Below are 24406 nucleotides of genomic sequence, written 5' to 3'. Positions count from 1 at the left end.
GACCGTCATGCAGAGGCGGAGCCGAAGCATCTCGCGTGCTGATGTGAGAGTAGTAACTCAACTAAACACGCGAGATGCTTCGGCTCCGCCTCTGCATGACGGTCTTTTTTTAGTTACTTATTGCTTTACGACGCCCACACTGAAGAGATATTGCGCTACATTTTGCGTCGTGCCTTAACTTGCCTGTATGATCAGAATTTTACGCCCCCTGCTGTTACTGCTGCCGCTTCTTAATGGCTTCACCAGTTGCCAAAATACCCCCAAGCAGCAAGTCGCCGACCTTGTAGTTTACAATGCCACTGTGTACACCGTCGATTCGGCATTTGCTAAGGCTCAGGCTTTTGCTGTGCAGGATGGCAAGTTTCTGGCCGTTGGGACGGCAGATGAGATACGGCAGAAGTATAAAGGCAAGCAGGAAGTTGACGCTGGGGGGCAATTCATCTACCCTGGCTTTTATGATGCCCACTGTCACTTCTACCGCTACGCCCTGGGCCTGCGCGACGCTGACCTGGTAGGCACTACTTCTTGGGGCGATGTGGTCAGCACGTTGCAGCGGCAGCGCCAGCAATATCCGCAGGCGGCTTGGCTTACTGGTCGCGGCTGGGACCAGAATGATTGGCCTAGCAAACAGTTTCCGACCAAAGACACGCTGGACAAACTGTTTCCTAATGTTCCGGTACTCATCACCCGCGTAGATGGCCACGCGGCTATGGTGAACCAAAAGGCGTTAGACTTAGCCGGAATCACGGCCAACACGCCCGTTAGCGGCGGCGTTATCGGCCGCGATGCGATGGGTGAACTGACTGGATTATTAGTAGACAACGCCGTGGATTTGGTAGCGGCTAAAATTCCGGAGCCATCCGCAACCGAAGCCAACGCCGCGCTGCTGCAAGCGCAGCAATTGTGCGTAGCCGTGGGCCTCACCAGCCTCGCCGATGCGGGCCTCGATAAAGCCAACATCGACCAGATGGCCGCCTTGCAGAAACAAGGTAAGCTGAAACTGCGCTTGTATACGATGCTGAATCCTACGGCTGCCAACAAGCAATTCTACTTCAAAAACGGCCCTGTGGAAACGGATCGGCTGACGGTGCGCTCTTTCAAAGTGTACGCCGATGGAGCATTGGGTTCGCGGGGGGCTTGCTTGGTTGAGCCTTACCACGACCGTCCAAAAGAAACCGGTTTCCTGCTGTCCACTGAAAAAGAATACCGGGCGCTGGCCAAAGAAATTGCAGCCAGCAAGTTTCAAATGAACACCCACGCTATAGGTGACTCGGCCAACCGCATTATCCTGAATATTTACGGAGAAGCGCTTAAGGGACAGAAAGACCGGCGGTGGCGCATCGAGCACGCGCAGGTTATCACGCCCGCTGATATGGGCAAGTTCGGGCAGTTTGGCATTGTGCCTTCGGTGCAGCCCACCCATGCCACCTCCGACATGTACTGGGCAGGTGAGCGGCTTGGCCCGGAGCGCGTAAAAACAGCCTACGCCTTTGAGGAACTGCGCAAGCAATACGGGCAGGTAGCCCTGGGCAGCGACTTTCCGGTGGAAGATATTAATCCCCTCTTCGGCTTCCATTCCGCTGTGGCTCGCCAGGATGCGAAGAACTACCCGGAAGGTGGTTTCCAGCCCGAAAATGCCCTTTCCCGCCCCGATGCTCTGCGTGGCATGACTACTTGGGCGGCCCACGCTGCGTTCGAAGACAAGCAAAAAGGCAGCATTCAGCCCGGTTTGGCCGCCGATTTTGTGTTGCTCAACAAAGATTTGCTCACGGCCCCGGCGCCCGAGCTACGCGGAGCCCAGGTGCAGCAAACCTGGATTGCTGGCGAGCAGGTTTTTTCGCTAAAGAAGTAGACGCAGCATAGTTTCACACGGGCTATTCCCCGAGTACCGAAATCCCATAAAAAAAGCCCCCCAGAATCATATCTGGGGGGCTTTTTTTATGGATCAAATTTCAACCCCAACCTTGCTCATCGGCGCTGGGGCCGTACATGGCCGGTACAGGAATATCGAGCAGACGCAGGTATACGCTGAGCTGGCCGCGGTGGTGAATGCTATGATTCAGGCCCATAATGCGCAGCGCAGCACCTTTAGGGCGATCCATAAATACCTGGTCGCCGGCGTGCAGCTTAAAGGAATGCGTGAGCTTCTCGTTATCCGACTCGCTTAGGGCTTTGCGCAACGTGGCCGAATACTCGTCGAAGCGGGCCAGCAGTTCCTCTTTAGACGTTGGCGTAGGCCCCGGCTTGGGAGCGTTTTTGTCGAGAAAATCGCGCGAATCGTGCTGCACGAAAAGCGTTTTGAACGCCAGCAGATTTACCACGTGCGCCGCCAATTGTCCCAGCTTCATGCTTTTCGGATGCGGTTGGTAATCGGCCTTATCGAAGGGTACCCGCTCAAGTATTTTGCGGGTAGTAATCAACTCATGGTCAAGCTCGGAGAGGATATTTTGCTGGAGAGAAGAAGTGTGCATGGGGTGGATTTTGAATGGAAAAAGAATTCAAGAGAGGTAGAGACGCATATTTACGTCTAATTGTCGGGCCATTATTTTGCCAGTGCAATCGTGGTGGTTCCACGATTAGACGCGAATACGCATCTCTACAGGGCGGCCTGTTTGATCGGGGTTTCATCCGCAGCAGCATCAGGGCGTAGGTTCTGGCCACGCATTCTGAATAGGAATATCAGGCCCAGAATAAAGAACGCAATGAGGGCTAGGATACTGTTGCGCATATTGCCCGTGATTTGGGAAATAATGCCAAAAACGGCCGTTCCAATCACAATGCTGAGCTTTTCAGTGACATCGAAAAAGCTGAAATAGGAAGCCGTATCGGGCGTGTTCTCGGGGATAATTTTGGAGTAGGTAGAGCGCGAAAGCGACTGTACGCCGCCCATAGTCAGGCCGATGACAGAAGCCAGTGCATAAAAGCTCCATCCGGCCTGCACAAAGTAGCCCGCCACGCAGATCAGCGCCCACACTGCCACCGACCAGCTCAGCGCCCGCGTGTTACCAATGACTTCCGACAGACGAGCAAATAAATAGGCCCCCAGAATAGCGACTACCTGCAAAAGTAAGATGGTAATAATCAGCGCTTGCGACTCTAGTTTGAGCACTTTATCACCGAACACGGTGGCTACGTACATCACCGTTTGCACGCCCATATTGTAGGTAAAATAAGCCAGTAGAAAGCGCTTAAGCATAGGAAGCTGCTTGATCTGCTGCCATACATTGCTCAATTCGTGAAAGCCGTTGAGCAGGAAGTTGCCCTGCGCGGCGGGCATATGGTCGGGGCGGCCAGTATCGGTGGGCAGGCGCGAGAGAGCGAATTGGCCGAAAATAGCCCACCACATGCCCGTAAACAGAAAAGAGATGCGCGGCGGCAACGCTTTATTTGCCGGGTCGATGCCCACAAGATCGGGCTTGAGCACGATTACCAGACTCAGCACCAGCAGAATAACACTGCCCACGTACCCGAGCGAAAACCCTTTGGCCGACAGTCGGTCGTACTGATCCTCGGTGGCAATAAGGGGCAGATAGGAGTTGTAAAACACAATGCTGCCCGCCCAGCCAATGGTGGCCGACATCAGCAGCAGCACCGATAATCCGAAAGTCTCTTTCGTAAAGAAAAATAAACCCGCACACGAGGCCGCCCCCAGAAAGCAGAAGAAACGCAGAAATAGCTTCTTACGCCCCGAGAAGTCGGCAATGGCGGTAAGAATCGGGCTAAGCCCCGCGATAATGAGAAACGAGGCCGAAATGGCGTAGGTGTACAGCGAAGAGCCGGGCAGGTTGAAGCCCAGAAAGTTAACCATATCCTGGCCCCGCTCATTGACGGCCACCGAGCCATAATAAATGGGAAATATCGTGCTGGTAATCACCAGCGGATACACCGAGTTGGCCCAGTCGTACATGGCCCAACCATTGGTAATGCGCGAGTTATTTTTCTCGACTGGGGCCGAAGTAGCCACGGCAGCTTGCTGCATACAAACAAGGAAAGAAAGTGGTAGTGGGCAAGATAGTGGGTTTTCGGGCAGTCCGGGTTACACCAGTGGTTCAGCGTGCGAATCCGCATCTTCGGTGTGTTCCTCGCCCATGTCTTTTTCCAGCAAAGATGCGTATTGGGCGGGCGTATCCACATCAAAAATGCCCCCCGCAAACGGTACGCTGCCCACAGATCTACCATAGCTGGCAATAAGCTGACGAGCCCCCTCCGCGCCGCCCAGCTGGCGCAGCGCAGGCAGCGTATCGGCACCGAAAACGGCTGGCACGCCCAATGTACCGCCATAAGCAGCGGCTACCACCGGCGCCTGGGTCAACTGCTGTTGCTCAATTAATTGCGACAGCAATGCAGGCGTCAGCAAAGGCTGGTCGCAGAGCATGATGAGCACGGCGGATGGCGGCTGGGGGGCTTTTTCTAAAGTCGCCAAGCCTGCTCTAATGGAGGAGCCCATGCCCGTCGCCCAATCAGGATTTCGGGTAATGAGAAATGGTAAATCTTCGATTTCAGCGACTAATTCTTCGTGCAAAGCGCCCGTAACGAGCACCAGCGGCTGGCAACCCGTGGCCGCGGCTGTTTCGGCCGCCCGGCGTAGCAGCGTTTTGCCCTGATAGTACAACAACTGCTTGGGCTGCCTCATCCGGGCTGATGCGCCGGCTGCTAACAGGATCAGAGCTACGGGCGCAGTAGTAGCAGAAGCAGTGTTTAACTCAGAGAGCATGAGGCTGCTACCGTCAGATTGTTTCCTGGCGCAAGAGAAGAAGTAAGCACTGGTGTCTGCTCATGAATGGGCCCATCAATCTGGTGCAAAAAGCCCCCCGGACGACCTTTGAGCACCGCCTGCATCTCGGCCACAATGGAAAGCGCAATTTCTTCCGCCGTTTCCGCTCCGATATTTAAGCCCACCGGACTATACAGGCGCGGCACAAGCCGCTGGTTCGGCTGCAAGCCTTCCGCTTCCAACTCTGCCAGTAGTCGATCGGCTTTTTTGCGTGGCCCCAACAAACCGATATACGGCGTAGCAGTGGGCAACAGGTAACGCAGCGCAGCCAGGTCGTAATGATAATTGTGAGTCATGAGCAGGGCAAACTGCTGGCTGGGGGGCAAATTTGAGAGCTGGTCGAAGCCTAACACGCGCACCTCTTCCGCCTCCGGAAACCGTGCAGACGTAGCCTGCCCGGGTCGGCCATCCACCACGCGCACCTGCCAGCCCAGACTAGTAGCCAAGCGCACCAGGGGCTGCACATCGTTGCCAGCACCGAATACCGTAACGCGCACGGGCGGCGGTATTACTTCCAGAAAAACCCGCAGCGTGCCCGCCACCGTGTCATAATCGGCGGTGGCTGACTGGCCGCTGTTCAAGGTTTGCTGGGCGTGCTCCAATAGTTGTGCAGCTATACCGGCTTCAAAGTTGAGCGCACCCCGGCTGGTGCCGTCGCGCAGCAAAAGCAGACGCTCGCCTACCTGCACTTCAGTATTGGTACTCAAACTAAAGCCCGTCAGCAATACGGCTGGCTGATCCTGCTGGACACAGGCACGCAGCAATTCCAGGGGGTTGGTCAGGTCACTAAAATCGAGTGGCTCCAGCAGAATCTGAATGATTCCCTGGCAGCCCAAGCTAACGCCGTGCTCCACGTCTTCCTCCTCATCCATCGAATCATAGGTGACCAGCGCCGGTTGGCGGCGCACGATGGCCTGGCGCGCCCGGCGGCGCGCGTCGCCTTCCAGACAGCCGCCGCTGATGGCACCCGTCAGCTGCCCATCTTCCGTCACTAGCATGCGTGCCCCCGGCCGCCGATAAGCCGAGCCGCTGACATGCACTACCGTAGCCAACGCGCATGCCTGACCAGTTGCACGGTGAACATCATAGGCAGCAAGTAAACGGCGTATTTCACTCATATAACTGCTTATTAATCTGGAACGGCCGCCTCATAGCACACCCGGCCCGCGCGGCACTCAGCAGCTTCCGCCACCTCATCATCCGGACCAAACGACTCCATTGTACGCAAACACCAGCAAGTAGCGGTCATTCCATCAACTAAAAGCCACGGCTGCTCCCCTCCCTCACTCGTACCTAAGCCCGTTTTGCTACGCAAAAAACGACAGATGCCGGTGTGATTTTCGAGGTGAACGGGAATATAAATGGGCATATAAATAAGCTGTTCAATGAGGCCTCAACCCCTAGCCCCTTCTCCTAGGGGAGAGGGGGGACTAGTTCTAAATCTTTAGAATTCTAACCATAACTAGTGTTCTAGAATAACTAAAAACTAGTCCCCCTTCTCCCCTAGGAGAAGGGGCTAGGGGTTGAGGGTTCTCCTACGCCTCCCCTGCTTTCAAAATGGCGCGCTTCACAATGGCTGCAAAAATCGGCACCTTGTAGGCGTTGTGCTCCAGCGGAGTTGCGCCGGCAGTAGCGGCCTGCCCGGCGGCGCGGGCGGTTTCTTCGTTTATGGGTTTGCCAATCAGGGCTGCTTCGGCGGCGGCAGCGCGCAACGGAACCGGGGCGGCGGCACCCAGCACAATGCTCGCCTTAGTGCAGCGGCCATTCTGCTGCTCCAGCACCACGGCTACGTCGGCGAGCGCCCAATCGTAGCTTTCGCGCTCGCCAAATTTGATATACCAAGAGCTAGTACCGGCAGCGGGCGTGGGCAGCAACACATCGGTAATCAGCTCATTGGGCTGAATGGAATTCTCGCGCTTTACATCCTTTTCCGGCGTCACGAAGAACTGCTCTAGCGGCACCCGCCGCACGCCCTGCGGGCCCGTCAATTCGACCTGGGCCCCGAAGGCAACCAGAGCCGTGCTAATGCTGGAACCATGCACCGCCGAGCAGGTCTGATTTCCCAGGATAGCGTGGTACTTATTCTCGGCGCCGGGCTGGTTAGCGAAGCAAACAGTACCGCCTTTTTTCAAGCACTTGAAATTCTCGTTGCGGAAGTACCAGCAGTGCGGACGCTGCATAATATTGCCCCCCAGCGTGGCCGCGTTGCGCACTTGCGGTGTTGCGGCATGGCTGGCTGCTTCGGTAAGAGCACGGTAGCTTTTTTGCAGGTCGCTGTCGCGCTCCAGCTGGGCTAAAGTAACCAAGGCGCCGAGGTGAGTGCCTTCTTTGCCGGCATTGCGAATCGAGTCCAGCTTGGGCAAGTTGCTGATTCCTACAATGCGAGCAGGCGCCAATACGTGCTCCTTCATCAAATCCAGCACGTCCACGCCACCGGCTTTGAAGATGGTGGCCGACTCCGGCTTTGCATTCACCAGCATAGCGTCGGCCACCGGCGTTGTGTTTTGGCCCGTAGCCTGCTTGACGCTTGTGGCGTCGGTCCATTGAAAGGCGTTCATCGTGCTATGTCGTTATATAGGAAGTATTTGCGAAGCAGGCGTTTGACTGACCTGAGCTATACTTTACCTAATTTTTGTTTGGATTTGGCCAGCGCATTCAGGACTCGCTCGGGCGTAATGGGCAACTCATAAATACGCACCCCAATGGCATTGTAAACGGCATTGGCCACGGCCGCAGCAGTAGCTACGTTCGCCGATTCGGCAATGCCCATCGCATCGGTCGAGCTGGTAGCGGTGTATTCCTCCACCATGATGATGTCGATTTGCGGCACCTCGCGTGAGCCTAGTATTTTATACTGGTCGAGGTTGGCGTTCATCATGTGGCCGTAGTTGCGGTCGAGGTAGCGGTTTTCGTACAGGGCCCAGCTGATGCCCTGCAAAATTCCGCCGTTGATCTGGCTTTCCAACGCCAGTGGATTGATAGGTCGGCCGCAGTCGTGAGCGCCCACTACCCGCTCCACTTTCACGTAGCCAGTCTCGGTATCCACGCTCACTTCCACAAACTGAATTCCACCCGATTGCCCAAAGGAGACGCCCGGCCGGAAGAAGCCGCCATAGTCATCCTTGCGCTTTTCGGTGGCCGAAACCTGCTGGGTTGGCAGTTTCTGGGCTGCTTCGCGGAAGCTGATGCTTTTATTGGCATTGCCTTTCACCACAATTTTGCCCCCCACAAAAGCCAGTTCACTGGCTGCCACACCCATACTGGGTGCCACAGCGGCCAAAAGCTGCTGACCAACTTTGTAAGCAGCGGTGCGGGCCGGCGGCGTAATGGAGCCCGTTGTTTTGCTTCCGCCCGAGCCAGGGCCGGGCGGATAATTTGTGTCGCCTATGCGCACGGTTACGTCGGTGGGTTGCAGGCCTAACTCTTCGGCTACCACCTGGGCCAGCACCGTGCGGATGCCCGTACCCAAATCCTGCACGCTCGACATAATCTCCACGGAGCCATCCTGGTGCAAGCGCACCTCGCAGGAGGAGTCCATGTCAATAAAGCGCCCCCACTCCGACTGGGCCGCGCCCACGCCGCGCTTCACCACGCCGGGCGAGGAGCCGGGGGCTTGGCGCTTACTCCACCCAAAACGCTCAGCGCCCACGCGGCGCTGCTCGCGGCGCATTTCGCTCTTATCTATTTTGTCGCGCAGGGTTAAGGCATCAACACCCACCTTTTCGGCCAGTTCATCAATGAGCTGCTCCAGGGCAAATGCCCCCTGCGGCGCGCCGGGCGCGCGGAAGGCCGCGCCGGGTCCGGCATTGGTAAGTACGTCGTATTGTTCGCCCTTGAAGTTGGGGTTAGTGAGGTACATGGTCTCGGCAATCCAGCCAACGCCCGCCCCCAAACCTACGCCGGCCGTGCCATAGCTAGTGAGTTGCATGGCCGTGAGCGTACCATCTTTTTTAGCCCCAATGCGAAGATTTTGCACTGAGTTGGGCCGATTGCCGACTGCCACGTGCTCTTCCCTTCTATCGAGCATAATGCGCACGGGCACGCCTGTTTTTTTCGACAAATGCGTGGCGGCCACGCCGTAGTTACCGGCGCCGTATTTGGCTCCAAATCCGCCCCCCATAAACTCGGTAATCACACGCACCTGCGTTTTGGGCAGCTTAAATAGCTCGGCCATTTCGCTGCGGGCGCCGGCCGTATCCTGAGTGGAAAGGTAAACGGTCAGGCCGTCGGGGCGGTAGTCGGCTACCATGCCGTGCGTTTCGAGCGGAGCGTGGGTTTGTACCTGGGTTCTGAACTCGCCCTCCACGATGATTTCGGCTTCCTTGAAGCCTTTTTCAACGTTGCCGCGCGAGCCGCCAAACATACTTTTGGTACTCGGGCCGCGCACGTTGCCTTTCTGGGGCAAGCCCCCGGCCGCGCCGCCACCACCGCCACTTTCCTCCATGCTTACCTGCTTGCCGCCGTACACCAGCGGCGCATCGGGTTTGCGGGCATCATCCAGGTCAGTTACGAAAGGCAGCAACTCGTATTCTACCTTAATCAGGCGGGCAGCTTCATCGGCGGCTTGCTGGGAGGTAGCGGCTACGGCCGCAATGGGCTGCCCAGCGTAGCGTACTTTCGGAAATTTGCCCCCCGTAGACTGCACTTTGGGGTTTTTGTGGTTGGGGTCGCGCTCAATGGCTGAGCCCATCACGGTTTCAATAATATACACCGCCTTTACGCCAGGGTAGCGCTCGGTGGCACTGGTATCCACGCTCTTCACGTTGGCGTGCGGATGCGGCGAGCGGTACATGCGGCCGTACAGCATGCCCGGCAGGTTGATATCGTAGGTATACTTGGCCTGACCGGTGACTTTCAAATGCGCATCAAGCCGGCGGGTACGCTTACCCAGCACATTCAGCTTGTCATTTATCGCCAGCACGGGCGGCTCATCGGCGGATACTTCGCGGGTAATGGTCTTCAGATTCACACCCGGAATGCCCACCGGCATTGTCAGCGACTGGGTAGCAGCCGGCGCGGCCGAACCGATGGCCGGGGCTGCCAGCGCGGCGGCGAGGGCGGCAAACTTGCCCTCCTTCTTCGCCGACTTTTTGAGTTTACGGTAGCTGGCCATAATCTATCCTTTGGCGGCCTGAGCCTGGGTTTGGGAGTAGGCAATGCCGGCCGCGGCTAGCGTCGCCTCAAATACTTTGGGGTATGTACCACATCGGCAGAGGTTGCCGCTGGTGGCCGTTTTTACGTCGTCGAGCGTGGGCTTGGGGTTGCGCTGCAACAGGCTGGCGCAGCTCATCACCATGCCCGGCGTACAAAACCCGCACATGCTGGCATCGTGAGCCACAAAAGCTTCCTGCACGGGGTGCAGCTTGCCATTTTTGGCTAAGCCTTCAATGGTCGTTATTTCGCGCTTGCCTACTTCAATGGCCAGGGTCATGCAGGAGTTGACGGGCATGTTATCCAGCCACACAGTGCAAGCCGAGCACGCGCCCCTGTCGCAGACGACCTTGGTACCCGTCAGATTCAGCTCAGCGCGCAGCACCTCGGCCAAGGTTTGGCGGGGCTCGATAGCGACTTTTTTCTTGTCGCCGTTGATCTTGAGCGTGATACTGGTGCGGCCGGGCCCAACCGTGTCGGGAGCGGGGGCCGCCTCAGCTTCGGCCAGTCCGGCAATGCCGCTGGTCATGAGCACGCCCCCCGCCGCCGTAATGCCGGCCCCTTTCAGGAAGCCGCGCCGCGACAAGCCTCGGCCCGCGCCGGCGTTTTGTTCAGAATTCTCTTCGGGATCTTTCATCTAGCTTAAAATAGGGTAGCGCTTGCTTTGAATACCTGTCCACAGGTGCTGAGGGTCTTTTTCAGATGCTTGGCGCGGTATACAGCTTCCTTTTGTTGGAACAATAACCTCAAGCGCCACTGCTGGGTTTAGCATACGGCTTTCCGCTAGCTAAGACTAATATAATCAGATCATTCCAAAAATTGAGTGCTTTTGGTAAGGCTTAACTTACCAACACAAGAAAGCCCGGCCAAACGGTCGAGCTTTCTTCTTATTTGAATACACTGACTTACCTAGCGCCCTGAGCAAGCGCCTGATGTATACGATACCACGCCGGCTCTGTCGGCTTCGCAGCTATTGCCATAGGTTTTGCCATCGCAGCCACAGACAGGGTCAACGTTTGCTGTGCAAGCACCAGACGTAATGCGAGTGGGGTCAATGCACATAGGATCTGGGTCGGAATCGGAGTTGCAGGCCATCAGCAACATTAATAGAGAGCTTGAGACTATTGTTTTCATAATCCTGAGAGTGAAGGAATAGCAGTAGTATCTAGATACCAAACATGCCGCAAAGGTTGCAGTCGGACACTTTCACCACTCTTGTTTTCATGGGTGCGTAAGTCCTGTTGTATAGTCACCTTGGGTAGTCAGATGTATCTTCGTATTAGCCAGAGAAACGAAGCAGTGGAGCCCCAGCAAGAACATCGCAAAATCATTCACCTTGACATGGACGCCTTTTACGCTTCCGTGGAGCAGCGCGACAACCCTGCTCTGCGCGGACGGCCCGTGGCGGTTGGTGGCTCGCGGCAGCGCGGCGTGGTAGCGGCCGCCAGCTATGAAGCGCGCGAGTTTGGCGTACGCTCGGCCATGCCGTCGTCGGTGGCACTGCGCAAATGCCCGGAATTGGTTTTTGTGAAGCCGCGCTTCGATGTGTATAAGGCCGTTTCGCGGCAGATTCGCGCCATTTTTGCCGAATACACGCCGCTTATAGAGCCCGTTTCGCTGGATGAGGCGTATCTGGATGTAACCCAAAATCTTAAGCACATTGCGTCGGCTACGCAGGTGGCCCAGCAGATCCGGGGGGCAATTCTGGCCGAAACCCAGCTAACGGCCTCGGCGGGTATTTCCTACAATAAGTTTCTGGCCAAGCTGGCCTCCGACTACCGCAAGCCCAACGGGCAATTTGTTATTCGGCCGCACCAGGGCTTGGCGTTGGTTGGAGAACTGGCCGTAGGGCAATTTCACGGTATCGGGCCCGTAACGGCCGCCCGAATGAACCAGTTGGGCATTTTCACCGGCCTCGATTTGCGTCAGCAAACAGAGGCGTTCCTGCGGCAGAACTTTGGCAAAGCGGGTAGCTACTACTATGCAATTGCTAGGGCCGAAGACCACCGACCCGTCGTGGCCGACCGGATTCGTAAGTCCGTGGGCTCCGAAACCACGTTTGAGCAGGACCTGAGTAGCTATAAGGAATTGATAGCAGGAATTGCCCCCTGCCTGGAATCTGTTTGGGCTTACTGTGAGCGCACCGAAACCAGAGGTCGTACGGTTACGGTGAAGGTAAAATACGCCGACTTTCAGCAGGTAACTCGCAGCCGCACAGCCCTAGCCTCCATCGATGGAAAAGCGAAGCTCGAACAAATCATCTTAGAGTTGCTAGCCGGTCTATTACCTCTGTCTCAGGGCGTTCGTCTTTTGGGGGTGTCGCTGTCAAATTTGGATATGGAGGAAGTAGCGGGTCGGCAATTAGCCCTAATTTTTTAGAATTCATGGGAAATGGCTAAAAACGGAAGTCATAGCCGTCGAAAACCTTAAATTTCTGCCTTAGCGGCCTTTTAGACCCTGAATACTCTTACCGCAGCTACCTCAATCGATTTAGATAGGTACTTTCTTGAAGGAAGATTTTCTTGAGTACGCATGATTTTATTTGCAATTTGTTGGAGTTTATAGTACTCTTAGCAAGAATTTCGACCAACATCACAACTCTAGAATCACTGATGAAGTCCCTCATTAAGTCCCTGCGAGTTTGTTTGGCTTGTTTAGCCTATTGATGTCTGGCACCTAGAAATCATTTTTTTTAAAGCATTACACAATCGTTTGTGAATAAATATCGACACAATCGATTGTGCCTTCTCTACTTCACCATCCCCACCAAAATTTACTTCATGAAAAAGCCTGTACCCAAAATGAGTCGGTTAGCTATACCGGCCTTACTTTGCTGCCTGCCCTTTCAGCCCTACACGGCAGCGGCAGCATCCTACTCTGAGTATTTAGCTAGCTCACTAACCGTTCAGACTCCCGACGTGACCATAAGTGGCCGGATAACGGACGAGAATGGTGAAGGCCTGCCTGGTGTAAACGTAGTGGTGAAAGGTACCACCAACGGCACTCAAACGGGTGCTGATGGCAGCTTTACGCTTACCGCCCCCGACAACGGCACGCTCGTTATTTCTTATGTGGGCTACACCCCGCAGGAAATAGCTATTGGTGGCCGTACTACTATCAATGTTGGGCTGGCCCCCGATGCGAAGGCACTGAGTGAGGTAGTGGTAGTAGGTTACCTAACTGAAGACCGCCAAAACGTAAGTAGTTCGGTGAGCAGCCTCGACGTGAAAGAGGCGAATAAAGCACCTGTAGCAACGGCTACACAAGCACTTCAGGGCCGCCTGCCTGGCGTACAGGTAACCGGCTCGGGCGGACCAGGTGCTGCCCCGATTGTTAACATTCGCGGTATTGGTACCCTAGGTAATGCTGGCAGTGGACCACTCTATGTAATCGACGGGTTGTGGACGGATAATATCCGGGATCTGAACCCAAATGATATTGAGTCGCTCACTGTCCTGAAAGACGCCTCTTCTACAGCAGTTTACGGTTCTCGGGGTGCTAACGGCGTAGTGCAGATTACCACCAAAAAGGGTAAAGCTGGCGCACCTGCCATTAGCTTCAATGGGTATATGGGCGTAGATCAGATCTCTAAGACCTATAACCTGACTAACGCCAGTGAGTGGGCCGACCGCGCCGTTATTGCTTATCAGAATGCTGGCCTTGACCCGTTGAATAACGGCCAAAACAGCTTAGCTGGCGCTGTAAAAGGTCCGGGTGGTGCCTTTGACCCGAATACCGATACCGATTGGCAAGAAGAGTTTTTCCAAACGGGCCGACTCGAGGATTACAACCTATCTTTCTCCGGCGGATCATCGGGGGAGAAAAGCACTACCAACTTCCTGATTTCAGGTGAATATTTTCACCAAGAAGGAATTGTAAAAGGCCCTGACTTCCAACGCTATAGCTTACGTCTTAACTCCGGATTTACCCGCGGACGTTTACGCTTACAGGAGAACGTGCAGCTCACCCACCTCGATGTCACGCTGCTAAACGGCGCGCCATTCATCGACGTGCTCACCATGCTGCCCAGCATTCCGGTATATGATCCGGCGAATGAAGGAGGATTTGGAACCGGTTCGACCCGCCTCAACACGTTTGCTACAAACCCAATTGGTGCCCAAGCGTTGCTGAATCGCACGCAATCGGACAACCGCCTGGCAGGTAACATTAGTGCTGAGTACTCCTTCTTCGATTTTCTTACCTATCGCCTGAATGTGGCCATGGACGGCCATACGTACAGCAATGCTGATGCCCAACAGTCTGGTATCCTGCGTCAGAACACTCGCATCAACACCTCGTCGCTTAATGAGTTTTTAGGCTATGACTTGTTCCTGCTGGGTGAAAACACGTTGAACTTCAATAAGCGACTAGGTGACCACACTGTGAATGCGCTGGTTGGTGTTTCGGAACAGAGCCTCCGTGCTCATAATGTGCAAGCGGGCGGACAGGGCTACACTCAGGCTGGGGGGCAATATTTCTTCGAGTTGAGCGCTGCACCAAAAGTTGGGGTTGTTCAGGGCACCTCTTTCAAGAACACCAAACGTTCTTTCTTCGCTCAGGCTACTTACGATTACAAAAACCGCTACCTGCTATCCATTAGCGGCCGCCGCGATGGCTCCTCCCGCTTTACTGAGGATAACCGCTGGGGAAACTTTGGTGCCGCCTCTGTTGGCTGGCGCATAAGTGAAGAAGAATTCTTCAAGACAACTTTACCTCAGGTGAATAACCTGAAGCTACGTGCCAGCTATGGTGCCAATGGCAATGACGCCGTAGCCGGTGCTGCCGGTGGTAGCTATCTAACTCAGGCTATTGTAGGCCAAAACGTAAACTACGTAATTGGTACTGGCCAGAACATCGTCAATGGTCAAGCGCAGTTGGCGCTGCCTAGCCCTGACATTCGCTGGGAAGAGCGGTATACGAAAAACATAGGTTTGGACCTTGGCGCGTGGGACGACCGCATTACGCTTTCAACGGATTATTATATCTCCCAAACCCGCAACGCACTGGCACCAGTGCAGGTGTTGACCTACTTAGGTCACTTTGGAGCTACTTTGTTCCAGAATGCAGGTGATATCGAGAACCGTGGCTTTGAATTGGCTTTAGGCTACCACGAGAATAAAAGTGCCTTCACTTATGGCGCTGACTTTACTCTTACCACGGTTAAAAACGAGGTTACTGCGTTGCCAGTTGTAGGCCAAGTATTAGAAGGTGGCGAACTCTTGACTCGGTCGCAGGTAGGCCGTTCGCTCGGTGAGTTTTACCTGATTCCCTTCGATGGCATCTTCCAATCGGCGGATGAAGTAGCCAACTACAGAAACTCTGCTGGCACCATTATTCAGCCTTATGCTTCGGCTGGTGACGTACGCTACAAAGACACCAATGATGATGGAGTAATTAATAACGGCGACGCGGTTTATTCAGGTAAGTCAATCCCCAACCTATTAATGGGCCTGAACTTGAATATTGGCTTCAAAGGCTTTGATCTGTCAGTGTTCTTCAACTCGGTCAGCGGCAACAAAATTTTTAATCAAGCTCGTGTCGATCTTGAAAACTACGCCGGCCCGAACAACTACAACGCCGACGTAGAACCCTGGTCTCCAGAAAATCCATCCACTACTTCGCCGCGCCTGCTGCAGGGCGGCGGCCTCGGCAACTTAGGGCGGGCCGCTTCTATGAACTCCCTACGCAACACGACGCGCTGGCTGGAAGACGGAGCGTACACCCGGTTGCGGAATATACAGCTGGGCTACACCTTACCTACTTCGGTAACGAGCAAAGTACCAAGCCTAGGCAGTGTACGGGTATATATAACCGGCCGCAACGTGTTCACCCTCACTGACTACACAGGCTTCGATCCGGAAATTTCCGGCACGGGCTTCTACAGCCGCGGCGTCGACATCAGCTCTTATCCCAACGTGCGCAGTTTCACGGGTGGCGTACAGGTTAACTTCTAAATCACGACGGGGTAGTAGATGCTTTTTAGCTACTGCCCCACCCAAATCGTTTTCTCTACTTAGATGAAAAGCAATAAACTACTTACTCTTCTGCTCGCGGGTGGTCTCTTGATGACCACAGCATGCGAGAAGGACCTGCTGGATCAGAGCAATCCCAACGCTCCTACAAAGGACAACTTCTGGCAAAACGAGACTGATGCTGTTAAAGGAGTATATGCCGCTTACTCTGGTCTCCAGCAGTTTGCTGTGTACTACCGCAGCTGGCACTTCATGGCGCATCGCTCCGATGAGTCGTTTAGTGCTAGCCCATTTGTGGCGCTGGCCGACTTTACGCGCTTCATCCAGCCCGATGTAGACTTCTTTATCTCGTCGTTTGCTTGGAATGATTACTACCGTACGATTTACCGTACGAATCAGGTAATCGGGCGGGTGCCCGGTATTACTATGGACGAGACGCTGAAAAAGCAGCTGGTTGCCGAAGCCAAGTTCATACGGGCCCTGTCGTACTTCGATATGGCGTACTTCTTCGGTAATGTGCCCCTAATCCTGGAAGAGCCTAACGACGTGAATGCACGGGCGCCTCAGGTGACGCAGGCCGAAACGGAGGCGCAGATGATTGCCGATTTACAGAGTGCAATTCCGGACCTACCTCTTTCATATAACGACGACCAAAAAGGTCGTGCTACCAAGGGCGCGGCGCAGGCACTGCTCGCCAAAGTGTATATGCAGCAGCGTAAGTGGGCAGAGGCTTCTGCTTTGTTCACTCAAATAGCGGCTTCAAACCAATATGATTTGGTACCCAACTACCTTGACAACTTCACCGACAGGAACGAGAATAACCGCGAGTCGGTGTTTGAGGTACAGTTTACGGGTGCTGTGCTAGAAGTAGGCCAAGGCCAGGACAACGGCTCTGCTTCGGAAAGCCACGACCGTCCCAACTTCTTCGGCCCTCCCGGTCCGACGTTTGCCGACGTGCAGCCCCGCCGCTGGTTGCTCAACGCCTATACCGACTCCACAGTATCGTTTGCCCCAGGCAGCACAACCAGACACAGAATCGATCCTCGGCGCGACATCAGCATCATTCACGCTGGCAACCCGGATGTATTCTACGGCCGCACCTTCCAGCAATGGAACTGGAACCCGAACCAGCAGTACTGGCGCAAGTATCTGAATGACCGCACCCGCACTGATGAGAACTTTTCATCGGGCATCAACCACCGCGTTATTCGCTACGCCGATGTACTCTTGATGCAAGCCGAAGCTCTCGCCCAACTCAATCAGGTAAGTGCAGCGCTGCCACTCGTTAACAGAGTACGCGCCCGCGTAGACCTGAGACCGCTAACTGGCACCTTCACACGCGAGTCTATGCTCCAGGCTATCTATATGGAACGGGCGAAAGAGCTGGCTGGCGAAGGTACCCGCTGGTTCGATATTCTTCGCTGGGGCCTGATGGACAACCAAGCTGGCATTGATGAGTTGAAAACGCGAGATACGGACTTCAATAACTTCCGTCTGGGTGTCTCTAAGCTACTGCCAATACCACGGCGTGACCTTGGTATTGACCCTAATCTAAAACAGAATCCTGGCTACTAACCGATTGATTAATCGATAGACATACAGCCGCTCCGGCCCCAGCTGGAGCGGCTGTTTTCGTCAGGTACTTACTAATGGTGTTGCTATGCGTGATTTTGCCCCCCAGCCTTTCCAACAGCTTATGCATTCTGGGTCGCGCTGGCTGCTTATAGTTTGCATAGTGCTAGCTGTTGCCTGCGGCAAGGAAAAGGCCGCACCCGCCCTCTCTCCTGTTACCCAACCCACTACCCCACCGGCACCTGACAACACCTTTACTAACCCTTTGCTGCCCTCGGGTGCCGATCCGTGGGTGGCCCAGAAGGATGGGTTTTATTATTACATGAACACCACGTACACGGATCTGCGCATCTGGAAAACGGCCAAGATGTCGGACCTGTCGCTGGCAAATAGCACTACCATTTGGCGGCCCGAGGCGAACAGTCCAGCAGGCGGCAACTTATGGGCTCCAGAGCTTTATTTCTTAGATGGGAAGTGGTACGTATACTATTCAGCGGGTCCGGCAGGCACCAACTTGGGCCTGCAGCGCACGTGGGTACTGGAAAATAGCGCCGCCGATCCAACTACCGGAACCTGGATTAATAAAGGCCGCGTCTATAATCCCAATGCCGACTTTTGGGCCATTGACGGTACCGTGCTAGAGCAGAATAACAAGCGCTACTTCATCTGGTCGGGGCACGATGGTGTGAATGGCATTCAGCGGCTTTATATCTCTAAGATGAGCAACCCCTGGACGCTGACGGGGCCTCGGGTGGAGCTTTCGAGCCCCGAGCATCCGTGGGAAAACGTGGGCCCGCCCTACGTAAACGAAGGGCCCGAAATTATCAAGCACGACAACAAGACGTTTCTGGTGTACTCGGCCAGCTTTTGCGGCACCGATTCCTATGCGCTAGGCATGCTGACATCCACGGCTACGGCTGACCCCATGCTCCCCGCTTCCTGGACGAAGTCAAGCAAACCAGTCTTTACCCAGAGCCCCGTTAATCGCGCTTTTGCCACCGGCCACAATGGCTTTTTCAAGTCGAAAGATGGACAAGAAGATTGGCTGATTTATCACGCTAACTCCAACCCCGGCGAGGGTTGCGTAGAGAAGCGAAATCCACGCATGCAGAAGTTTACCTGGAACGCCGACGGCACTCCCAATTTCGGAACTCCGGTAGCTATTAATACCCCCCTCACGAAGCCCGGTGGTGAGTAGATCTCATCATTCCCTATTCTTTTAAATCCTGCCCGTTATGCCTTTACCTCTACAATTTGCCCCCCAGACCAACCTGGCAGTTAAGCAACCGTCAACTTCGCGGCTCTGGCTTGGCTTGCTGCTGTTGGTGCTGTCCGGGTTATTCAGCACTAACGCCTATGCTTTGCAGGGGCTTACGGGCGTGCATGACCCATCCACGATTATCAAAGACGGCAACCGTTACTGGATTTTCGCCACGGGGCAAGGCATTTACAGTATGTCGTCTACGGACCTGATCAACTGGACGCCTAGTCCGCGGGAGGTGTTTGTCAATAATGCGTATCCGAGCTGGATCAACACGAAGGTGCCCGGTTTTCAGGGGAATTTCTGGGCGCCGGAGTGCTTTTTCATGAACGGTAAATTTTACCTTTATTACTCCTGCTCCACGTTTGGCTCCAAGGTCTCCGCCATTGGTTTAGTCACCAACGTAACCCTGGACCCTAGCAGCCCCAACTACCGCTGGGTAGATCAGGGCGAGGTGATTTCGACGAGCAGTAATAGTAGCGTGAACGCCATTGATCCGGCCGTATTCCGCGACGCCAACAACAATGTGTGGCTTAGCTACGGCTCCTTTTTCGGCGGTCTGCGCACTACGCAGCTGAATCCGGCTACGGGCAAGCTGCTAGGCACGCCTGAGTTTAGCATTGCCAATGGCGATGTAGAGGCCGCCCACATCATGCGTCACGGCAACTTTTACTACTTATTCATTAACCGCGGCGCCTGCTGCCGGGGGGCAAATAGCACCTATTTCGCGCAGGTGGGCAGGTCGGCTTCGCCTTCTGGTCCTTTCCTGGATAAGAATGGCGTGGACCTGAATAACAACGGCGGCACCACCGTGCTCAATTCCTCGGGCCGCTACATTGGGCCGGGCCACATTGGGGTACTTGAAGAAGGTGGCGTCAGCTATGTTTCGCACCACTATTATGATCGGGATGATAACGGCGTGCCGAAGCTTGGGCTGGCTAACCTGACCTGGGATGCCACCGATTGGCCCGTCATCAGCCGCGACTGGGTGAAGCCGGGGCGCTACGAAATCGCCAACAAAAACAGCGGCTTGGTCTGGGATGCTTGGGGCTGCACCGGCGTATCGGGCCAGATGATTGCGCAGGGCACGAAGACCGGCCTAACATGCCAGCAATGGGACTTCACTGCACTGGGCAACGGCGAATACAAAATTAAGACTGCGCTGGGCAGCCTCGCCGCCGATGTATCGGGCTGCTCCCCCGACGCTGGCGCCAAGCTTCAGCTATTTGCCGACAATGGCCTGGCCTGCCAGAAATTTCGCATTGAGCGGGCCAACGACGGCACGTATGTCTTCGCATCTGTGAATGGCAACCGGGTAGTAGAAGTGCCCAACGCCTCGACCGTAGTTGGTCTGCAACTGGGCCTTTGGGACTATAATGAGTGTGCTTGCCAACGCTGGACGCTGGCCGCCCCCGGCACGCTTACCGCTACCCATGCTCCGGCGCTCCTAACGGAAGTCAGCATCTACCCTATTCCGGCTATCCGGGGCAGCTTTACGGTAGAGCTGGGGGGCAAAAAAACAGGTGGCGCCGTACTCATACATATCTTCAATTTGCAGGGCCGATTAATGTATCAACGCAAATTTGCCCCCCAGCAGAGCAAGGTAGCTGTGGAGGCCGCGTTGGCGCCGGGCGTCTACTTAGTGCAGGTGCAGCAGGATGGCAAACTGCTAAATCAGAAGATTACAGTTGAGTGAGCTGAAGCAATGAAGTAGCATGTAAGAGACACAAACGATTGTGTAATTCAGGAAGTCTTTCTACTTTACATACCAAATCTGGAGATTTTACTACTGGCGCTACCCTTCATTTTTACTTATCTGATTGTCTCAAAAGATTTACCTCTAACTATTTAGTAGTAAACTTTCGTCGTCGAAGTGCTACTTTCTTAGCCGGTTTGACCAATCTTCCTACTCCCTTGTTGGCCTTCCACTCACGGTTATTGACCACTTAAAGCCTCTCTTTCTCCCTGCCATGACATCTTTTTCCCGTATCTCTTTGCTAGGCGGAAACCTGGCCGGCGTGCTACTTCTCGTAGCCTGCAACCAGCAACCCACCACTAGTGAAAACGCCACCTCCGGCGCTGCCGCTGACTCTACCCAAACAGCCTCCACCGCTATGACCCCAACCGCTACTTCCTTCGGCAAAACGACCGACGGGACGGAAGTCCAACTCTACACCCTCACCAACTCCCACGGACTGCAAGCTAAAATCACCAACTACGGTGGCACGCTCACCAGCCTACTAGTGCCGGACAAAAGCGGCAAACTGGGTGACATCGTGCTGGGTTTCGACAACGTGAGCGGTTACCAGAGCCCGGAGTATGTTAAATCGGGTCCTTATTTCGGCGCACTGATCGGGCGCTACGGCAACCGCATCAAGGGGGGCAAATTTACGTTGGATGGCAAGGAGTATAAGTTGGCCACGAACAACGGCGCAAACCACCTGCACGGCGGCGTGAAAGGCTTTGATAAAGTAGTGTGGCAAGCTCAGCCCGGCAGCTCAGCCGACGGCCAAAACCTAACGCTAACCTACACCAGCAAAGACGGCGAAGAAGGCTACCCCGGCAACCTCAATGTGCAGGTAGTGTACACGCTCACCAACGACGACGCGCTCCGCATCGACTACACGGCCACCACGGACAAGGCCACGCCCGTCAACCTCACTAACCATAGCTATTTCAACCTCAATCACGGCACAGCCAAGGATATCCTGAGTCATCAGGTAACCCTGAATGCCGACCGCTACACGGTAGTAGATGCCGGCCTGATTCCGACCGGCGAGCTGCGCCCCGTAACAGGCACTCCTTTCGACTTTACCACGCCCCATGCCATCGGGGAGCGGATTGGGCAAGTGGAAGGCGGCTACGACCACAACTGGGTGCTGAAAGGTACCGGCAGCGGCATGCATCAGGCCGCTTTGGTGTACGAACCCACTTCGGGCCGCACCATGACTATAACTACTGACCAGCCCGGCGTGCAGTTTTATACCGGCAATTTCCTCGATGGCACTCTCACTGGCAAAGGCGGCACCAAATACGTGAAGAATGCAGGCTTCTGCCTGGAAACGCAGCATTTCCCCGATTCGCCTAACCAGCCTAAGTTCCCGAATACCATCCTGAAGCCAGGCGAAACCCTGCGCTCCTCGACGGTGCACCAATTTGGGGTGCGCAAGTAATTCTGACTCATTAACAAACCCGAAACGACTTCTTTATTTCTATCGTGCAAGATTCACAATCGATTGATTTTGGGGCCGAAGCTTATGTTATCGGGGTCGATTATGGCACCGATTCCGTGCGTGCTTTGCTGGTAAATGCCCGCACTGGCGCCGAGGTGGCCCAGGCTGTGCACTACTATGCCCGCTGGAAAAAGCTGCTCTACTGCAAGCCCGCCCGCAACCAGTTTCGCCAGCACCCGCTGGATTATCTTGAAGGGCTGGAAACGACTATCCGTCAGGTAGCCCAGAAGGTACCCGCCGAGCAAATCGTAGGAATAGCTGTGGATACCACCGGCTCTACGCCCTGCGCCGTTGACGAGCATGGTGCTGCCCTGGCTATGACGCCTGGCTTTGAGGAAAACCCCAACGCCATGTTTGTGCTCTGGAAAGACCACACGGCCCTTGAAGAAGCAGCCGAAATCAACCACAAAGCCCGCACCTGGGGCGGCGAAGATTACACCAAGTACGAAGGTGGCATTTACTCCTCGGAGTGGTTTTGGGCCAAGATCATGCACGTGGTCCGCGAGGATGAGGCCGTGGCTCAAGCTGCCTACTCCTGGATGGAGCATTGCGACTGGGTGACGCTACAGCTCACGGGGGGCAATTTGCATGACTTTAAGCGTAGCCGCTGCGCTGCTGGTCACAAGGCCCTGTGGCATGAGAGCTGGGGTGGTCTGCCGCTTGAGCAGTTTATCATTCACCTGGAGCCCAAGCTAACGTTGCTGCGCGGACACTTATACCAGGACACCTTCACCGCTGATCAAGTTGCCGGTAACCTATCGGAAGAGTGGGCAACGCGCCTGGGCCTGACCACAAACACAGTAGTGGCAGTCGGCTCATTTGATGCCCACGCGGGTGCCGTGGCCGGCGAGATTGAGGCGTATTCGATGGTGAAAGTGATGGGTACTTCTACCTGCGACATCGTGGTAGCCCCCACGGCCGAAGTAGGCGACAAGCTCGTGCAAGGCATTTGCGGTCAGGTAGATGGCTCCGTAATACCGGGCATGCTGGGCCTGGAAGCGGGGCAGTCGGCCTTTGGCGATTTGCTGGCCTGGTTCCGGCAGATTATCGAGTGGCCCCTGCAAACTCTGCTAGGCTCATCCACGGTTTTGACAACTGAGCAGCAGAAAGCTCTGCGGCAGGAAATGAGCGATAAGCTGCTCGTGGAGCTAGCCAAAGCCGCCGCTGAAGTTGACCCCGAAGAGTCGGCCGTGCTGGCGCTGGACTGGGTAAACGGCCGCCGCACACCGGATGCCAACCAAGCGCTGAAAGGCGCCATCATGGGTTTAACCATGGGCACAAATGCCCCCCAGATCTTTCGGGCGCTGGTAGAAGCCATCTGCTACGGCTCCAAGCAAATTGTAGAGCGCTTCGAGCAGGAAGGCATTCCCATTAAGCAGGTAATCGGTATCGGCGGCGTGGCGAAAAAGTCGCAATTCGTAATGCAGACTCTGGCCGATGTGCTTGACCGGCCCATTAAGATTGCAACTTCTGAGCAGGCTCCGGCCCTCGGCTCGGCTATGTACGCTGCCGTTGCCGCCGGCGTGCACCCCGACGTGCTGACTGCACAAAAAGTAATGGGCAGCGGCTTTGCCGAAACCTACGAACCAAATCCAGCGCGCGTGGCCGACTATCAGCGCCGCTATAATGAGTACAAAACCTTCGGTCAATTTGTGGAGTCGGTGACGCTGGGGGGCAAAAATACCGTACCTGAGCCCGCCGAGTCCCGGGATGCTGAACATATCATTACCGCCAACGCATGAGTCAATACCAGGATTTGAAACAGGCCTGCTACGAGGCCAATATGCAGCTGCCTAAGCTGGGGCTGGTGCTGTTCACCTTCGGCAACGCCAGCGTAGTCGACCGGGAACAGGGCGTATTTGCCATCAAGCCCAGCGGCGTGCCTTATGACACATTGAGGCCCGAAGACATCGTAATTATGAGTCTGGGGGGCAAAGTTGTGGAAGGTGATAAGCGACCCTCGTCGGATACCAAAACACACGCCGTCCTCTTCAACCACTGGGACTACATTGGCGGCATTGTGCACACGCATTCCACCTATGCCACTTCCTGGGCGCAGGCTCAGCTGGATATTCCCATTCTGGGCACTACTCACGCTGACCACCTGACTGCCGATATTCCCTGCGCTCCGCCCATGGCCGACGCCATGATTGCCGGCGACTATGAGCATCAAACCGGCTGGCAGATTCTCAACGAGTTTCAACGCCGTGGCCTCTCTCCCACTGAGGTAGAAATGGTGCTGCTCAGCAACCACGCGCCCTTCACCTGGGGAAAAACCGTGGAAAAAGCGGTTTACAACAGCGCTGTGCTGGAAGAAGTGGCCCGCATGGCCTACCTGAGCTGCACGCTGCGCCCCGATGTTCCGCGCCTGAAAGACGCCTTGATTCAGAAACACTACGACCGCAAACACGGCGTGAATTCCTATTACGGACAGTTATAGGCT

Annotated in this window: 18 protein-coding genes; 9 read left to right on the top strand and 9 right to left on the bottom strand. The window is 55.2% G+C overall.

Annotated elements, in window-relative coordinates; translation table 11 throughout:
- Window positions 1–187: 187 nt before the first annotated feature.
- The gene (locus H8B13_RS12630) at window positions 188–1852 is read left to right on the top strand and encodes an amidohydrolase (RefSeq protein WP_187311172.1); all 1665 of its coding nucleotides are present in this window, start codon (window positions 188–190) and stop codon (window positions 1850–1852) included.
- A 100-nt stretch (window positions 1853–1952) separates the two neighbouring features.
- Here the strand turns inward: H8B13_RS12630 and H8B13_RS12625 are convergent, their stop codons facing one another.
- The 9 genes from H8B13_RS12625 to H8B13_RS12585 all read right to left on the bottom strand — a co-directional run bounded on the left by H8B13_RS12625 (window position 1953) and on the right by H8B13_RS12585 (window position 11059).
- Window positions 1953–2471, bottom strand: a complete 519-nt coding sequence (locus H8B13_RS12625; RefSeq protein ID WP_187311171.1) for a DinB family protein — start codon at window positions 2469–2471, stop codon at window positions 1953–1955.
- A gap of 125 nt (window positions 2472–2596) precedes the next feature.
- The gene (locus H8B13_RS12620; protein ID WP_187311170.1) at window positions 2597–3979 is read right to left on the bottom strand and encodes an MFS transporter; all 1383 of its coding nucleotides are present in this window, start codon (window positions 3977–3979) and stop codon (window positions 2597–2599) included.
- A gap of 57 nt (window positions 3980–4036) precedes the next feature.
- The gene (locus H8B13_RS12615) at window positions 4037–4714 is read right to left on the bottom strand and encodes an NTP transferase domain-containing protein (RefSeq protein WP_187311169.1); all 678 of its coding nucleotides are present in this window, start codon (window positions 4712–4714) and stop codon (window positions 4037–4039) included.
- On the bottom strand, window positions 4699–5892 hold the full coding sequence (locus tag H8B13_RS12610) for an XdhC family protein (RefSeq protein WP_187311168.1): 1194 nt from the start codon (window positions 5890–5892) through the stop codon (window positions 4699–4701). Before H8B13_RS12610 ends, H8B13_RS12615 begins: the two co-directional genes overlap by 16 nt.
- 11 nt (window positions 5893–5903) lie before the next feature.
- Window positions 5904–6143, bottom strand: coding sequence for a hypothetical protein (locus H8B13_RS12605; protein WP_187311167.1), 240 nt, complete (start codon window positions 6141–6143; stop codon window positions 5904–5906).
- A 166-nt stretch (window positions 6144–6309) separates the two neighbouring features.
- Entirely contained in the window at window positions 6310–7332 is a 1023-nt protein-coding gene (locus tag H8B13_RS12600; protein WP_187311166.1) for an FAD binding domain-containing protein, read from the bottom strand.
- 56 nt (window positions 7333–7388) lie between these two features.
- Window positions 7389–9887, bottom strand: a complete 2499-nt coding sequence (locus H8B13_RS12595) for a xanthine dehydrogenase family protein molybdopterin-binding subunit (RefSeq protein ID WP_187311165.1) — start codon at window positions 9885–9887, stop codon at window positions 7389–7391.
- A 3-nt stretch (window positions 9888–9890) separates the two neighbouring features.
- On the bottom strand, window positions 9891–10562 hold the full coding sequence (locus H8B13_RS12590) for a (2Fe-2S)-binding protein (protein ID WP_187311164.1): 672 nt from the start codon (window positions 10560–10562) through the stop codon (window positions 9891–9893).
- 272 nt (window positions 10563–10834) lie between these two features.
- On the bottom strand, window positions 10835–11059 hold the full coding sequence (locus H8B13_RS12585; RefSeq protein WP_187311163.1) for a Kazal-type serine protease inhibitor family protein: 225 nt from the start codon (window positions 11057–11059) through the stop codon (window positions 10835–10837).
- Window positions 11060–11191: 132 nt separating this feature from the next.
- Here H8B13_RS12585 and dinB point away from each other — a divergent pair, with 132 nt between their 5' ends.
- The 8 genes from dinB to H8B13_RS12545 all read left to right on the top strand — a co-directional run bounded on the left by dinB (window position 11192) and on the right by H8B13_RS12545 (window position 24403).
- Window positions 11192–12304 (top strand): DNA polymerase IV, encoded by a 1113-nt coding sequence (gene dinB, locus H8B13_RS12580; protein WP_187311162.1) that lies wholly within the window; start codon window positions 11192–11194, stop codon window positions 12302–12304.
- Window positions 12305–12705: 401 nt separating this feature from the next.
- Entirely contained in the window at window positions 12706–15879 is a 3174-nt protein-coding gene (locus H8B13_RS12575) for a SusC/RagA family TonB-linked outer membrane protein (RefSeq protein ID WP_187311161.1), read from the top strand.
- Window positions 15880–15942: 63 nt separating this feature from the next.
- Window positions 15943–17472: a RagB/SusD family nutrient uptake outer membrane protein gene (locus H8B13_RS12570; protein ID WP_187311160.1), complete on the top strand. Its 1530-nt coding sequence runs from the start codon at window positions 15943–15945 to the stop codon at window positions 17470–17472.
- A gap of 85 nt (window positions 17473–17557) precedes the next feature.
- Window positions 17558–18667: a glycoside hydrolase family 43 protein gene (locus H8B13_RS12565; RefSeq protein WP_261990356.1), complete on the top strand. Its 1110-nt coding sequence runs from the start codon at window positions 17558–17560 to the stop codon at window positions 18665–18667.
- A 37-nt stretch (window positions 18668–18704) separates the two neighbouring features.
- Complete coding sequence (locus H8B13_RS12560) at window positions 18705–20426, top strand: family 43 glycosylhydrolase (protein WP_187311159.1); 1722 nt, start codon at window positions 18705–18707, stop codon at window positions 20424–20426.
- Window positions 20427–20844: 418 nt separating this feature from the next.
- Window positions 20845–21903: an aldose epimerase family protein gene (locus tag H8B13_RS12555; protein WP_187311568.1), complete on the top strand. Its 1059-nt coding sequence runs from the start codon at window positions 20845–20847 to the stop codon at window positions 21901–21903.
- Window positions 21904–21947: 44 nt separating this feature from the next.
- A complete protein-coding gene (locus tag H8B13_RS12550) occupies window positions 21948–23705 on the top strand; it encodes a ribulokinase (RefSeq protein ID WP_315985137.1) in 1758 nt (585 codons plus the stop codon).
- The gene (locus tag H8B13_RS12545; protein WP_187311158.1) at window positions 23702–24403 is read left to right on the top strand and encodes an L-ribulose-5-phosphate 4-epimerase; all 702 of its coding nucleotides are present in this window, start codon (window positions 23702–23704) and stop codon (window positions 24401–24403) included. Before H8B13_RS12550 ends, H8B13_RS12545 begins: the two co-directional genes overlap by 4 nt.
- Window positions 24404–24406 lie beyond the last annotated feature (3 nt).

Source organism: Hymenobacter sp. BT188 (genome assembly GCF_014333585.1).
Lineage (GTDB): Bacteria > Bacteroidota > Bacteroidia > Cytophagales > Hymenobacteraceae > Hymenobacter.
This window is presented reverse-complemented; position numbering and strand designations above follow the sequence as displayed.